12 protein-coding genes and 1 tRNA gene are annotated in these 13743 nt (G+C 67.8%); 5 read left to right on the top strand and 8 right to left on the bottom strand.

All coding sequences use genetic code 11. The annotated features are described in order from the left end of the window. Positions 1 to 84: 84 nt before the first annotated feature. The 3 genes from OHA30_RS19970 to OHA30_RS19960 form a co-directional block, all read right to left on the bottom strand. Complete coding sequence (locus OHA30_RS19970) at positions 85 to 633, bottom strand: Uma2 family endonuclease (RefSeq protein WP_328915221.1); 549 nt, start codon at positions 631 to 633, stop codon at positions 85 to 87. A 477-nt stretch (positions 634 to 1110) separates the two neighbouring features. Next, positions 1111 to 2859, bottom strand: coding sequence for a DUF4209 domain-containing protein (locus OHA30_RS19965; RefSeq protein WP_328915220.1), 1749 nt, complete (start codon positions 2857 to 2859; stop codon positions 1111 to 1113). A 157-nt stretch (positions 2860 to 3016) separates the two neighbouring features. Next, positions 3017 to 3826 carry a class I SAM-dependent methyltransferase gene (locus tag OHA30_RS19960; protein ID WP_328915219.1) on the bottom strand — a complete coding sequence of 270 codons (810 nt, stop codon included), beginning with the start codon at positions 3824 to 3826 and terminating at the stop codon, positions 3017 to 3019. 57 nt (positions 3827 to 3883) lie between these two features. Here OHA30_RS19960 and OHA30_RS19955 point away from each other — a divergent pair, with 57 nt between their 5' ends. Further along, entirely contained in the window at positions 3884 to 4600 is a 717-nt protein-coding gene (locus tag OHA30_RS19955) for a GntR family transcriptional regulator (RefSeq protein WP_328915218.1), read from the top strand. A gap of 219 nt (positions 4601 to 4819) precedes the next feature. Then, positions 4820 to 5752 carry an ATP-binding protein gene (locus OHA30_RS19950; RefSeq protein WP_328915217.1) on the top strand — a complete coding sequence of 311 codons (933 nt, stop codon included), beginning with the start codon at positions 4820 to 4822 and terminating at the stop codon, positions 5750 to 5752. Between the two features lie 405 nt (positions 5753 to 6157). Here OHA30_RS19950 and OHA30_RS19945 read toward each other — a convergent pair whose 3' ends face one another. Together OHA30_RS19945 and OHA30_RS19940 are read right to left on the bottom strand one after the other, a co-directional pair. Next, a complete protein-coding gene (locus tag OHA30_RS19945; protein ID WP_405786074.1) occupies positions 6158 to 7588 on the bottom strand; it encodes a DUF3631 domain-containing protein in 1431 nt (476 codons plus the stop codon). A gap of 134 nt (positions 7589 to 7722) precedes the next feature. Then, the gene (locus tag OHA30_RS19940; RefSeq protein ID WP_328915216.1) at positions 7723 to 7935 is read right to left on the bottom strand and encodes a helix-turn-helix transcriptional regulator; all 213 of its coding nucleotides are present in this window, start codon (positions 7933 to 7935) and stop codon (positions 7723 to 7725) included. Positions 7936 to 8418: 483 nt separating this feature from the next. On the opposite strand from OHA30_RS19940, the gene OHA30_RS19935 reads away from it, so the two are divergent. After that, entirely contained in the window at positions 8419 to 9663 is a 1245-nt protein-coding gene (locus tag OHA30_RS19935; RefSeq protein WP_328915215.1) for a tyrosine-type recombinase/integrase, read from the top strand. Between the two features lie 131 nt (positions 9664 to 9794). Here the strand turns inward: OHA30_RS19935 and OHA30_RS19930 are convergent, their stop codons facing one another. The 3 genes from OHA30_RS19930 to OHA30_RS19920 form a co-directional block, all read right to left on the bottom strand. Next, entirely contained in the window at positions 9795 to 10676 is an 882-nt protein-coding gene (locus OHA30_RS19930; protein WP_328915214.1) for a trypsin-like peptidase domain-containing protein, read from the bottom strand. 182 nt (positions 10677 to 10858) lie between these two features. Next, positions 10859 to 11218, bottom strand: a complete 360-nt coding sequence (locus tag OHA30_RS19925) for a hypothetical protein (RefSeq protein WP_328915213.1) — start codon at positions 11216 to 11218, stop codon at positions 10859 to 10861. Between the two features lie 115 nt (positions 11219 to 11333). After that, positions 11334 to 11407 (bottom strand) — tRNA-Thr (locus OHA30_RS19920). A gap of 199 nt (positions 11408 to 11606) precedes the next feature. On the opposite strand from OHA30_RS19920, the gene OHA30_RS19915 reads away from it, so the two are divergent. Together OHA30_RS19915 and OHA30_RS19910 are read left to right on the top strand one after the other, a co-directional pair. Then, entirely contained in the window at positions 11607 to 12728 is a 1122-nt protein-coding gene (locus tag OHA30_RS19915) for an ABC transporter ATP-binding protein (protein WP_328915212.1), read from the top strand. 417 nt (positions 12729 to 13145) lie between these two features. Further along, a complete protein-coding gene (locus tag OHA30_RS19910; protein ID WP_328915211.1) occupies positions 13146 to 13559 on the top strand; it encodes a hypothetical protein in 414 nt (137 codons plus the stop codon). Positions 13560 to 13743: the final 184 nt, after the last annotated feature.

Genomic DNA, 13743 nt, shown 5'->3' with positions numbered 1-13743 from the left:
CGGCTCCCCCGGCCGTTCAAGGCCGGGGCCGGCCCTGAACGGGCAGACTCCTCCGCGCGCACCTCCTCGGAGCGGACGAGACACTCAGGAGTAGGGCAGCAGCGCCGCGGTGTCCAAGTCGAAGTCGAACGGCTGGGGGATGCTCAGCTTTTCACCGAAGTCGGCGTCCTCGCGGCGGTGATACTTCCTGCCGTCGGGGAGGCTGAAGAGAGTGACGGTCTTCAGCCTGGCATCGACCACCAGGTACAGCGGGATTCCCATGATGGGGTAGTCCCTGACCTTGCCCACCCAGTCGTTCTCGGGGTTCGAGGGCGAGACCAACTCGACAGCGATGACCGCGGTCTCCGCCGGGACCTGGTTGTCCGTGGTCTCCAGGACGTCAGCCGGCAGGTACGTCAGGTCAGGATTACGGCTCTTGCCCACGCCGGGAGAGACGAGGTCGGTGTTCTCGCTCGGCACCAGGTCACCCGGGCTGTGCGCGTCGAACTGGCGCCTGACCACCAGGAGATTGCGCTGATGGATACCGGAGGGGCCGACCATCATGACGATGCTGTCGCCCGAGATCTCTGCCTTGAACCCCTCCGGCAGACTCCTGCGGGCCTCTTCGAGGAGTGCGAAGTGCTGCGGGTCCATGCTGCCGTGCCTCCCGAGGACGAGCCGACCGGTCTCCCACACTAACGGTGACCTGCCACCCGGGACCTGCGGCCGCTCGTGGACGCTCTCGGCAGACCGGCATCCTCCACTGAGACCAGAATCGAGACCCGCCGACACCAAGGCGGCCCCGTGCCCGCCGACGCCGCCGTATCCACTGACAGGAAAACCCCAGCTCAGACACCGTCTGGGCTGGGGTTCAGGAGAGCCCCCTGTCGGGTTCGAACCGACGACCTACGCTTTACAAGATCTTCCGGGGTGGGTGGCTGACCTGCGGAGACGCAACAATCGCACCGCTGACCAGCGGAAATGGTGCTCGCCTCTTGCCAGTGGTGCGCACGGGCTTCCGGCCCCATGTGTGCTGAATCCGTGCTCGCTGCCCCATCGATTGGGGCGACCTGCTACCGCTCCCGGCCGCCTGTAGGCACCACCAATGCCTCGGTGCCGCGGGGAAAATAGTCAGCTCTCTGCTGGGCTCGCGCCGCCCTCGTTGGTGGTGGTCCTGTGCCACAAGGCGACAGTGGCGGCAGCGTGCAGCGCGAGCGCGGCGTCCTGCTTGGATACCTGCTGCATGAGACCGTGCAGCGCACTGTTGCGCAGGTTCAGGCTCAACGGGTCCGACAGCAGCAGCGTAAGGTAGGCCCGCTCGGCATCCGGTGTAAGCCCCTTGAGTCCGGCAAGCAATTCGCCGAGGCCGACGAAGGTTCCCAGGCCGTTTCGCGCGGCGGCCGGTTCCGTGTAGACGACCAAGCCCAGTTCCATCGACGCTGACCGAAGCGCCGTTTCCAGGCGCGGAACGGCGCACAGGAGTGCCTCTTCATACCAGCCTGCGGCAAAGTGGCCGAAGGCGCGCACCAGGCCGTCGGAGACCTGTTCGTCGAATATACCCTCGGTCAGGAAGCCAGCAATCGCTTCCGGCGTCGTCCGGGGGTCGGCCAGGATCCGGCCGAGGATCTCGGCTGCGAACACGCCCCAAAACGTGATGCCGCGCGTGTCGTGATCGATGACAGCCTGGGCGAAGCGAGCGTCGTCTCCGGAGAGGATCTTGACGGGCAGTCCCTGCACGTTGAGCTTGACGAGCGTGGTCAGATAGTAAATCGGCGATTCGCGCATCGCGGCGCGCACCTGCTCGGCGACTGCATCGCGATCGGCCTGGACAGGGCAGTAGCTGCCGAACCTGGCGAGCCATGCGCGTGGATCGTCTCCCGCGAGGAACTGGCCAATGAACGCCTCAACGTGCTCGGACGGAAGGTTTACCTCTGCGGAGAACTCGACGAGACCCTGGTCGCCGCGGCTAATTTCCTGCAAGCGCACCAGCAGGCGCTGCGTGTCCTCGCGTAGACCCACGGTGCGCGCCACCGCCAGGGCCTGCTCAAGGTGGCGAATCGCGACCAGCGGCGCGGCGGCGTCTTCCGCTGCCCGCTCCCACAACTCCACGATGTCGGTGGCGACGGTCCGGCGCGCCTCGGGATCTGCCCCTGCCAACTGCAGGCGCAACTGCATGACCGCATCGAGGTTGAAGGGATCCGCGCTGAACGCAGTACCGGCGGCGTCTAGGAGGCCAGCCAGCTCCACGGGACGTTGCTTGGCCGAAAGCGCGGCCAACCGGGTCAGTAGCCGCAGGCACGGTCCCGGCATCGGTTCGGGATTCACCAGGACTTGCTTCGCCGCTGAAACGAGCTCTCCAACGGTCTCGACAGTATGCTTCTTCATCCCCGCCTCGGCGGTGATGTCAAGCGCACGAGTCAGACAGTCTGCTCGATACACTTCCGCGATACTCGGGTAGGCCCACAGTGCGCGCAGAGCCTGCTGTGCGGCCTGGGCGTACACGTACGGCTTGGTACCAAACCGGCGCAACCACAGCAGATCCGCGAGCCGTGCGACCACCAGCGGGTATGCGGCAAGAAGATCAAGGGCGTCCGCCCAGGCCGAGAGCGTTTCCTCCGTCGCCTCACCCAGCGGCTCAGGATGGCAGCTTCCACCGATCTCGAACATCGGAGCGTAGATTCGCGAACCCGGATCCTTGAGATGCGGTCGTGGCACTGGGTGGTACTGCAACGCTCGAACGACGGAGGCGGCGTGCGCCTGCGGTTCGGGTCCGAGTAGCGCGATCATGCGCGCAGCCGTCTCGTGCTGATCCAGACCCTCGTCAAGGGCCATCTTCAGTGCGGCGATCGTCCCGTCGTGCCACTCGTGCGCCAGCGCCATTGTCCATGCCCCCGCTGTAGCCGCCCCTCGCAAGGCTTTGACGGATCGTACGCCGCCTCCTGCGGTCACCCGGGCGATTTTCTGTAGGCGCCGCTTCGGAGGCGTACCTGCGATGGATCGCCGCCGCGGTCTCGGGAGGAGCAGGGGTGCCGGCCGGTCATTCGCCCGCGTAGCCGATGGCCAGGAGGTGGGAGCTGGCCGCGAGGAGTTCAGGGTAGGGCTCGGCCAGACGGGCCGCGGTCAGGGCGGACTCGAAGAGTTCCTCGCTCGGCGGGGCGCCGGTGCTCTGCTCGACGGCTTTGAGGAGCGACCAAGTGGGGCCTTCGACGCCGAAGACCTGGACATCGCGCAGTCCCGCGGCCTCCAGCTCGGCGACCAGCTCCTCCCCACGATGGAAGTAGGAGACGGTGAAGCCGCGTCGGCCGTCGTAGGTGGCGGTGGCGAGGATGTCCGCGATCGACCTCCGTAGACGCTCGGTGTGAAGGTGGGCCAGTGCTGTGTGTTCGAAGACGGAGGCGTAGCGGTTGATGGCCGCCGCCGCGACGAGTCCGCCGGGGCGGGCCACGCGGGCCACCTCGCGGAGGGCCTGGAGCCGTTCGTCGCGGTCGGGCAGGTGGTACAACGGGCCGAGCAGAGTCACCACGTCGTACGAGGCGTCCTCGGAGGCGAGGCTGCGCGCGTCCCCGATGGAGGCCGCACAGACGTGGCGTGCCTGCTCGACATGGCGGGCGACGGGATCGACGAGGTCCACCTCGTAGCCGTCCTCGACCAACCACCGCGCGTGCACACCGGTACCGCCACCGACATCGAGCACGCGGGCGGGCGCCTTCGGTAGGAAGCGGCGCAACAGCTCCTGCGTGCGCAGCAGTTCCAGCCGCCCATCGGCGGAAGAGGTCAGTCGGCTCCCTTCGTCGAAGACGTGGGTGTAGAAGGTGATGACCTCGGGCGCCAGCTCGGGGGACGACATGACGGCAGTATCCTCTGCACCGGTGGACCAGTCCAGCCCACGACCTCACGAGGAGCCATGGCACTACTGAAGTACGAAGAGATCGCAGAGTCGCTACGCGTCCGCATGGCCAGCGGCGAGTTTCCGCCCGGAGCGACGCTCCCGTCGGGTCGAGACCTCGCCGAGCAGTGGCAGGTGGCGCGGGCAACGGTGGTCAAGGCGATGGACGTACTCCGCAATGACGGCGTGGTCGAGGCGCGGCAGGGCGCCGGCTTCGTCGTGACCGAGACGGCGATCGGGCGGCCCGCCGGCAACAGGAAGTCGGGCAGCGCACGGGTGACCGGCGGCATGCCGTTCACGCGGATCGGCGACCCCGAGCACACCATCCCGCCCGCTCACATCGCCACCGCGCTCGGCCTGCCCGAAGGCATGACCGCGCTGCGTCGCGCACGGCTGATGCAGCTGCCAGACGGCACGCCGCACAGCTACGTCGAAGCGTGGTTCCCACCGGACGTGGTCGACAAGGCACCGCGCCTGGAACAACGCGCGCCGATCGCCGAGGGGACCACGAGGTACGTCACCCGACAGACCGGACGCACTCCTGCCGAGGGCGTGGACGTGACGACTGCTCGCCTGGCCACTGAGCAGGAGGCACGCCACCTGCACCTCGACACCCCGGCGGCGGTGGCCGTCGTGCTCCATATCGCGTACGACCGGGAAGGCCACCCCTTGGCGTGCGAGGAAGGCGTCACACCGGGGTCACTCTGGGAGCAGACGGACACCTATCCGATGTGACCGACCGACCGTTGAGGGCACGGTCCGCCACCACCTCGCTCCAACCTTCGGCGCACAAGCGCACACGCTGACCTGACCTTTCGTCCTGGGCAATGACCAAGACACCAGCAGGACTTGACTGGACTGGTCCACCGGTCCAGTCTGTTCATGGTGGTTAGTCACCTCGGCATCCGCAAGGTGCCGTGTTCCGCGATGTGTTGATGAAGGGGTGGGATTGGGATGCCCAGTCGTAGTTCTCCGCAGTTGGCGCCGCCACGCGTTGGCCTGCTGGCAACAGCCAAAGGGGCGTGGCGGCGTGTCACCTCACCCGAATTCTCGGTGGCCCCGGAGGAGGCAGACGTCGTGACTGCACGGCGAGCGGTCACGCGGATCGTCCAGGAATGGCAGCTGCCGTTGGCGGAAGAACGGCTCGAAGACCTGCAACTGCTGTCCGGCGAGGTGATCGCCAACGCCATCCGCCACACCCAGGCAGCATGTTCTGTGCGAGTGCGGTGGACCGGAGTCCGGGTACGGGTTGAGGTCACCGACTCCAGCCCCGTACGCCCGAAGCCGCGCAGCAGTTCGCCGGACGCCGAGGACGGGCGGGGGCTACTGCTCGTGGACGCGCTCGCCGCCGACTGGGGCAGCTTCTACGATCCGGTCGGGAAAGTGGTCTGGTTCGAGGTCGCGTCCAGCATCCGGCCTGCGAGGCGGGAGCAGCCGCCACCGTGGAGTACGCCAGGGTCGTGGGCGATCACGACCACAGACAATGCCGTCGCGGCCGGGTACCTGCCGGCCTGGGCCGAGGACGACCCGACTGAGGTCGGCGTGCCCACGGAGGAGCTGCCGCAGCGGCTGGCAGAGGTCAACCACCGCGCCTTCTTCGAGGGCCCGATGGTGCCGCTCACCGCTCCAGACCTGTGGAACGGTGTCGAGGAGGACTCGGTCTTCGAGGGCAGCATCGACTGCAATCCCTACGACCCCGACCAGCGTCTGCGCGTACCCGTGGTCAATCTTCAGGTCAGCGTCGGACGCTGGATTCTCGGCCTCGGCCCGGACGGCCTCGCTGACATCGCCGTCAAGCTCCGAGCCCACGCCGACCTACTCGACCACAAGGTCCGCCCCGCCCTCATCGCCGCCCGCAACGACTGGGCCGCACACCACCAAGGGTGAGCAGGTGGTCGAGGCCAGCAGCCTCGTGAGACGGACCCCCGGCCATGTGCCCTCGTCCCCCGGCGAGGGCACACGCGTTGGACGGGCCATCGGACCGTCCAACGCGACAACTTGCTCTGCTGGGGCAAGGAGTCCTTACCCCACAACTTGCTCTTCCGGGGTAAGCGCTGCTTACCCCACAACTTGCTCGCGGCCTCTCCGCCTCGCTCAGCACTCGCCTGGTCCGGCGTCCTTCACTTCCATCGGCTGCGACATCGGCCGGGGCCGTGTGCGACCCGTCCCACCCGTTGCGGTCCTGGTCAGCACAGGTACGGGTGGATGGCCCGATGCGGGTCGACCCGTCACAGGCGCATCACCCGCCCCGCGCTGACCTGCGCCGGGACGGGTGATGCGGGTCAGTGAGGGTCACCCGCTGGCCGGGGCGGGAGGCTCAAGCTGGGGGCAATAGCGCGCCCAGGCGTCGGTGAACTGGTTGCGGGCGAAGCCCCGACGCTGGCTACCGTCACGGAACCGACGGTTGGACGCGCTGATCCCGAAGTCCTTGAGCAGCAACTGCAGTGCGCGTGCGGTCAGCCCGCTCACGCCGTACTCGCCCCACGGGGCCTCGGTGTCGGCTTTCAGCCCCGCAAGGATCTGTCCGGTGGCCAGCGCCTCGGGATCGCCACACGCGGCGAACACCGCCCGGATATCTGCCAGCAACCGGGTCGGCAGACCCACCTCCTGGTCGTTGCCCTCCTCGTGCGAGGTCATCACCCGGCAGGCGTGGCGTGCCCGCTGCGGCCATTGGCCACCGGCGAGGTCTGCGACCGCCACCAGCGGCTCCCAGGTATCCGCAGCCCGGTCCTCCACCGGCATCACCGGCTCCATACATGCTGCCGTGTCGGTCAACGGCGCGGTCCACGCTGCCAATCGGGCACGCAGCTCGTGCAGGATCGGGGTGTCCCGGCGGGCACGGAATGGCCGGACCGTCTCCCCAGGGCCGCGCCTGCGCATCCGGATCACGACTGCCCGATCCATGATCGTGTCGGGCAGGTCACCGATGCCCGCGAGTGCCGCCATCGCGAAGGTCCGGAACTTCGTCGGCTTGTGCTCCGGCCCGACCACCCGGGTCGTGGGGCGGTTGCGCTGGTGGCCGGAGTTGAGCAGGCCGCGCATCTCCTCGTTCTTCTCCGCGACCTTGGCGCTGCCGAAGATCGTGTCGGCCTCGTCCACCAGCAGCGTCGGCGGCTGCTCGGTGATCGACCGGAAGATCGCCGCCGGGGTCGAGTTCACCGTGATGAACGGGTCGTGGACCGTGTCGTGCAGCACGTCCAGCAGCCGCGACTTGCCGCACCGCTTCGCCGGACCCACCACCGCCAACCGCGGTGCATGCTGCCAGGCCACCTGGAGATGGCTCGCCGCGATCCACAACGTCACCGCGTCCAGTGCTTCCTCGCTCGGCATGACCACGTAGCGGGCCACCGCTGACCGCACCTCGGTCAGCAGGTCAGCGCCTTCTGCCGTCGCGTCGTGACCGGTCGGGACGCCCGGCCCGGTCGGCTGACCGGCCGTATCGACCGGCGGCCGGTCAGCGACCGCGGTCACCCGGTCAGTGACCGACCCCGAGTCACGGGTCACCCGGTCACCGACCGGATTTCGGTCAGATCCAGCCGCAACCCGGTCAGCAGCGGACAGGGCACGCGCGGTCAACCGATCGGCCACCACCGCTATCGGTGCCTGGGCGACGTCACGGGTTGGCGGCGGGGAGGTCTCGCCGCCGGGCTGACCGGGTATCGCCACCGGCGGCCATACCGGCTTCTCGGGTGCGCCGCTCGGGCGCGGAGTCGTACGCTGCATGGGTATCTCCTCCACCGGCGGCACCGGGCTGGCAGGCCCGCACCGCCTGGTTGATCGTTCAGACGCGGTTCAGGGGAGTTCGCGGCCTCCGGCGTTGACGCGCTGGAGGCCGCTCTGCGTTGACGGGTGTTCGGTCAGGCCACGAGGTCGACGGCCTGCTGGTCGACCCATGCCTCGACCTCCACCCAGCGGTAGCGGAGGTGCCGGCCCACCTTGTGGGCCTTCGGGCCGAGGCCCCGGTGCCGCCACTGGTAGAGCGTGGCGACGGGGACGCCGAGGTACGCCGACAGTTCGGCGGGGGTGGCCAGCGGGCGTCGCTCATTCGAGGTTTTCTGTCCGGTCGGCATTGCGCGATTCCTTTCACCAGTGCGGATGGCTGTGCTCGGCCAACATAGCCACGCGGTGGGCGAGCCATCCAGCGAGATTGTGACCGGAAAAGACGGACCGACCAAATGAGCTGTGTCCGGCCGGAGCACCAGTCGGAAAGGGGTCGCGATGAAGGTCCGGACGGTTCCAAGAGCGCCGGAAAGCAGCACCCAACGCACCAGAGTTGCCTGTTCATCAGCCATGATCGCCCTGTGGACAGCGCAGCACGTGGCATCACCAGTCAGCATTGGGAAAGCGCCGGACCATATCACCGCGACGACCACAAGGGAACCGAAAGCCGTAAGACGCGGAAGTGGCCTCTATCACAGAATTACGGCTTGCCCAAACCTCGAACTCCAAGGGAATCTCCCACGTCACCAATCGAGCGCGCCGCAAAGGCACGCGGAAAAGGGAGATCCCGTGGAGGACAAGCTCAGCCTTCGACGGCACCGGACCGGTGCGTGATGGCGCGCGTCTGGGTCGAGGACCGCGCTGGCCACACCGCCTACGTCCAGGCCGCCGCCAAGGCCAAGAAGGCGGGCCGCACACCGCCCGGCCGCTGGCGCCTGCGGTGGTACGGCCCTGACGGCAGCCCCAAGATGAAGACGTTCAGCCGACGGGTCGACGCCGACACGGAACGGTCCCGCCTTGAGGCCCGGCTCGGTGACGGCTCCTACCGCGACCCCGCCGCCGCACGCGCGAAGTTCGGCGAGATAGCCGAGGCATGGCTGGCGGCGCAGGCGCACCTCAAGCGGTCGACCAGGAACCGGTACCGGGGCATGCTCGACCTTCATGTCCTGCCGAGGTGGGGCACGACACCGTTGGACCGCGTCCGGTACGACGACGTGGCGCAGTGGCTGGCCGACCTGTCGGCCGGGCGGACGGCCACCGGCCACGAGCTGAGCGCGCGGAGCGTACGGAAGGCGTATGTCGTGCTCAGCAGCGTCCTCGGCTACGCGGTCAAGTCGCAGCGGCTGAGCCACAACCCGGCGGTCGACATCCCGTTGCCGAGGCCAGCTCAGCCCGAACAGGTCTACCTCGACGTGGTCCAGGTGGAAGCACTCGCCGAAGCGGCAGGCCCGTACGGGCTGTTCATCCGGCTGCTCGGCTACACCGGACTGCGCTGGGGCGAGGCGTCGGCCCTCACTGTGGGCCGAGTGGACCTCGATGCGCGACGGGCTCACGTGGTGCAGGCGTATGTCGACGAGAAGGGCGCCCTCCACCTGGACACCCCCAAGAACCACGAGCGCCGCTCAGTGCCACTCCCCCGGTTCCTCCTCGCTGAACTGGCCGCCCACATCAACGGCCGCACGCCGGACCAGCTCCTCTTCACCGCACCCCAGGGCGGCCCCTTGCGGATCAGCAACTTCCGCAGCCGCTTCTTCGACCCGGCGGTCCGTGCGGCCGGACTCGGCCACCTCCACCTGACCCCGCACAAGCTGCGCCACAGCGCCGCCTCGCTCGCCATCGCCAGCGGCGCCGACGTGAACGTCATCCAGACGATGCTCGGCCACAAGTCCGCGACACTCACCCTCGACGTCTACGGGCACCTCTTCCCCGACCGCCTTGACGAGGTCTCCGACAAGATGGACGAACGCCGGACCATGTTGCTCGCCAAGGCCCGAGCAGGCACTGTCACAACTATGACGGACACGCCGCCTGTCAAAAATCCCATCGTCCAGCACCGAAAGCGTTCAACGACTGCCTGATCACGCAACACACCACCGGCGGCAGTGAACGGCGCCCCGTTCCAGGGCTAGGTCTGCGCCCATTGCCCTGGAACGGGATAGGCCCCGGACATATCACCTCTCGGCAGTGATCGACCGGAAGACAGTGTCCGTCAGGTCAGGGGGGTAGACGAGTCGTTCGTCGGATCGATCGCGACGGGAGCGTCTCCCGCAGTATTCCGAAGTTTCAGGCCCGCGACCGCGGCAAATGCTTCAACCGTCTGCTTGATCGCGCGAGAGTTGAAAGCGACCCCAAGATTCAACTCCTTCGCGATTTTTACATGCGGTGCCGCCACCTCGACAGGGAACGCGTCCCCCCGCACCCACGTCTGCGCAATGATGCCGATGAGGGCTACCCGAGTGCCGATCTGCAGTCCTCCGGGACCGCGATACGCCCCCTCATTGAAGAGGAATACCGGACTGCCGCTGCTGCCGCCAAACACCGATCCATCGACGAGGAACGTAGGGGTTCCCCCCATATCTAGGTCCAGCGGGGTCGCCGTGATTCCTCGGCGCACGATGGGTGTCAGGTGCTTGGGATCGTGGCGGCCATCAGGATATCCAACGAAGGTGATCTCTTCGATGGCGTCGGTGTATAGGTTCGGTATCTCAGTGGCAAGCACCGACATGGGCAGAGCCCTGGTGAACAGGAGACCCCCGTGTTGCTCGAAGATCGGGGCCAACGGTACGACCGCTACGTCGACGCTCGCGTCGGGGTGCCCAATCCAATTGGCCGGAGCGAGAGTCACATCTACGCCCTGCCCGAGGTCTGGCTCGTCTACGTCATCCTTTCGCTTGATGAAGTGTGCTGTGAGCCGCGCCGAGTTAGCTACGACGTGCTTGTTGGTGACCAGGAGCGGACTGATGCGTCCTTCCTCCACTAGATCCACGAAGAGCAAAAATCCTGTCCCGCTGGTCGTTATGCCCGATTTCAGGACGTTGGTGATACGGACCGTGGAGAAGAGGAGCTGCCGGCCGGGGGTGTCTACGTTCACCGATGAAGCATCCCACCACTACAGCGAGATTGTGCGCCTAATCCGAATTATCCCGAATGAAGTCGATCTACTGGGCCTGCTCTTCGTTGACTTCACGCCTGGCCTTCCGGCAGTGCCCCTTCGCGGCGGAGTTAGAAAGGTCTGCAACGACCTGACCTCGCCCGGCAGAAAGGATGCCGCTTTCACACCGGTCGAGGGCGGGGTCCTCGGCGCACGTCCTTCATGAGGGCCGCCACCGCGTCGGCAGACCGCTGCATCGCCAGGTCCCGTACCGCCTGCGGCGCCTCGCGGTCGTCCGCGATGAAGATGCGCCCGTCGATCTCCCGGGTCACGGTCTTCCAGCCAAGGTGCCGGCCCGCCGCGCGGGCAGCCCGGCGGATCTCGCCCGCGTCACCGCCCAGTTCTTCAATGTCGGCCTCGGCCAGCGTCACGCTGCCGTAGAAGCCTTCGTACTCCGGCTTCAGCGATCCGCGCATCAGGCTCTCGACGCGCGCCACAAGCTTGTCGTACCGCCGCTGCGCCAACTCGTCCGTGCTCGCCATCCCAACCGCCTCCCTCGCGCCGCGTACCGGCGCGATGTGTGTCGAATGTGTGCCGGACACCTTGAGCCCGGCACACCATTACCAAGGAGACAGCTGCTGACCTGCGGAAACTCAGAGCCCCCTGTCGGGTTCGAACCGACGACCTACGCTTTACAAGAGCGTCGCTCTGGCCAGCTGAGCTAAGGAGGCGCACCAGCAGTGTAGCGGGCGCCGCGCGGGGGCAGGGTGACGAAAATCCCGTACCGGTGGCTGGTGACAAGGGTCGATCCGGCAGGTAGCGTCACGGGAAGTCCGTGTATGACGGACTAGACCAATCCGGATCACCTCCGGAGTCTTCCTTTACTCGGATCGTCCGGCACGTTCCTGCCGGTGAAGGGACTGCACAGTCATGGCTACTGTTACGTTCGACAAGGCGACCCGGATCTACCCCGGTGGCGACAAGCCCGCGGTGGACGGGCTCGAGATCGAGGTCGGGGACGGCGAGTTCCTCGTGCTGGTCGGCCCCTCGGGCTGCGGCAAGTCGACCTCCCTGCGCATGCTCGCGGGTCTGGAGGACGTCAACGCCGGCGCCATCCGCATCGGTGAGCGCGACGTCACGCACCTGCCGCCGAAGGACCGGGACATCGCGATGGTGTTCCAGAACTACGCGCTCTACCCGCACATGACCGTCGCGGACAACATGGGCTTCGCCCTCAAGATCGCCGGCATCAACAAGACCGAGATCCGCCGCCGGGTCGAGGAAGCCGCCAAGATCCTCGACCTCACCGAGTACCTGGCCCGCAAGCCGAAGGCGCTCTCCGGTGGTCAGCGCCAGCGTGTCGCGATGGGCCGCGCGATCGTCCGTGAGCCGCAGGTCTTCCTCATGGACGAGCCGCTGTCGAACCTCGACGCCAAGCTCCGTGTGCAGACCCGTACGCAGATCGCCAGCCTCCAGCGCCGCCTGGGCGTCACCACCGTCTACGTCACCCACGACCAGGTCGAGGCCATGACGATGGGCGACCGCGTGGCGGTGCTCAAGGACGGTCTGCTCCAGCAGGTCGACAGCCCGCGCAACATGTACGACCGCCCGGCCAACCTCTTCGTCGCGGGCTTCATCGGCTCCCCGGCGATGAACCTGGTCGAGGTCCCGATCACCGACGGCGGCGTGCGCTTCGGCAACGCGGTCGTGAACGTCGCGCGTGACGCGGTGCAGGCGGCGGCCGACAAGGGTGACCGTACGGTCACCGTCGGCGTCCGTCCCGAGCACTTCGACATCGTGAGCGCCGAGAACGGCGGCGGCCTGTCCAAGGGCGCCCCCGCGGGCCTGGCCGTGACCGTCAACGTGGTCGAGGAGCTCGGCGCCGACGGCTTCGTCTACGGCTCCGCGGACGTCGAGGGCGAGCACAAGGAGGTCGTCATCCGTGTCGGCGGCCGCCAGATCCCGGACAAGGGTTCCGTGCTGCACGTCGTGCCGCGCGCGGGCGAGACCCACGTGTTCGCCACCTCCACCGGCGAGCGCCTGAGCGACTGACGACTGACGGCGGCCGCACCACGGCCGCCGTAGCCGCAGCCTTACGAGGGCGGTCGGCCGGTACGTATCCGCGTACCGGCCGGCCGCCCTTCGCCGTACCCGGACGGCGGCCACCGGACCCCGGACGCAACGCACCCGCACCCGCACCCGCACCCATGGACGCGAACCCCCAGCCCCGCGCCCAAGGACGCGCAACCGAATCGCACCCTTAGCGCGAAAACCGAACCCCACCCAAGGACGCGAAAACCGCCGCCCGAGGCCCCGCCGCCAAGGCGCCCGCAACCCCCGCCCATAGATACGCATATGAGGCCTTTCGGGTCCGTTCGTCAACACTCGAACACCCCGCGCGGAGATTTCACTCCCCCGGGAGGGTGACTAAATGTCGCCAAATCATCACCAGTCGCTACCATCCGATGCGTGAACCAGGTAGCTCGCCGTCTCGGCAAGACATTCGCGCTCGTTCTTCCGGTCGTTCTCGTGCTGTCGGGAACGCTCGCCGTCACCCGCGTCCCGTGGGCGGTCTCCTCGGCGGACGCGCAGGTACTGACCGCCGCCGCCAAGAGCCCGCAGAACGCGGCCAAGGCGCCCCAGGAGGCGCTGCGCAGCCGTCTGCTGGCCGAACTCCAGGAGAAGGACCCCGGGGTGGCCCTGACCGATCTCCAGGTCGCCATGGCCAAGCAGCCGTCCCTCGCCCGCTACTGCGTCTCCATCGCCCGCTCGCTGGGCCGCGCGGCGGTCGCCAAGTACGACGGCGCCACGCAGCGCGCCCAGGCGTGGTCCCGCCCGGTGTGCGACACGGCCTTCGCCACCGGAGTCGCTTCGGTCGGCTGACCCCGCGAGCACCCCGCACGCACCCGCACCGCACCGCGGCGCACGCACCCGCACCCCGCACGCACCCGCACCGCGAGCACGACCCCCCGCCCGCGACAGCCCCTCGACAGGCACCCCGACGCATCGGACGCATCAGGCGTACGGCCCTCCCTCCAAGGGCCGTACGCCGCCGTCGCATAGGGTG

Source organism: Streptomyces sp. NBC_00223 (assembly GCF_036199905.1).
In the GTDB taxonomy this organism is placed as follows: Bacteria; Actinomycetota; Actinomycetes; order Streptomycetales; family Streptomycetaceae; genus Actinacidiphila.
The sequence above is the reverse complement of the archived record's forward strand: the minus strand, read 5'-3'. Positions and strand labels throughout refer to the sequence as shown.

Bases quoted from the DNA above. Each gene is read 5' to 3' on its own strand.
- OHA30_RS19945 (WP_405786074.1), bottom strand. From the start codon at position 7,588: ATGCAGCGTACGACTCCGCGCCCGAGCGGCGCACCCGAGAAGCCGGTA.
- OHA30_RS19940 (WP_328915216.1), bottom strand. From the start codon at position 7,935: ATGCCGACCGGACAGAAAACCTCGAATGAGCGACGCCCGCTGGCCACC.
- OHA30_RS19960 (WP_328915219.1), bottom strand. From the start codon at position 3,826: ATGTCGTCCCCCGAGCTGGCGCCCGAGGTCATCACCTTCTACACCCAC.
- OHA30_RS19955 (WP_328915218.1), top strand. From the start codon at position 3,884: ATGGCACTACTGAAGTACGAAGAGATCGCAGAGTCGCTACGCGTCCGC.
- OHA30_RS19950 (WP_328915217.1), top strand. From the start codon at position 4,820: ATGCCCAGTCGTAGTTCTCCGCAGTTGGCGCCGCCACGCGTTGGCCTG.
- OHA30_RS19970 (WP_328915221.1), bottom strand. From the start codon at position 633: ATGGACCCGCAGCACTTCGCACTCCTCGAAGAGGCCCGCAGGAGTCTG.
- OHA30_RS19935 (WP_328915215.1), top strand. From the start codon at position 8,419: ATGGCGCGCGTCTGGGTCGAGGACCGCGCTGGCCACACCGCCTACGTC.
- OHA30_RS19925 (WP_328915213.1), bottom strand. From the start codon at position 11,218: ATGGCGAGCACGGACGAGTTGGCGCAGCGGCGGTACGACAAGCTTGTG.
- OHA30_RS19915 (WP_328915212.1), top strand. From the start codon at position 11,607: ATGGCTACTGTTACGTTCGACAAGGCGACCCGGATCTACCCCGGTGGC.
- OHA30_RS19965 (WP_328915220.1), bottom strand. From the start codon at position 2,859: ATGGCGCTGGCGCACGAGTGGCACGACGGGACGATCGCCGCACTGAAG.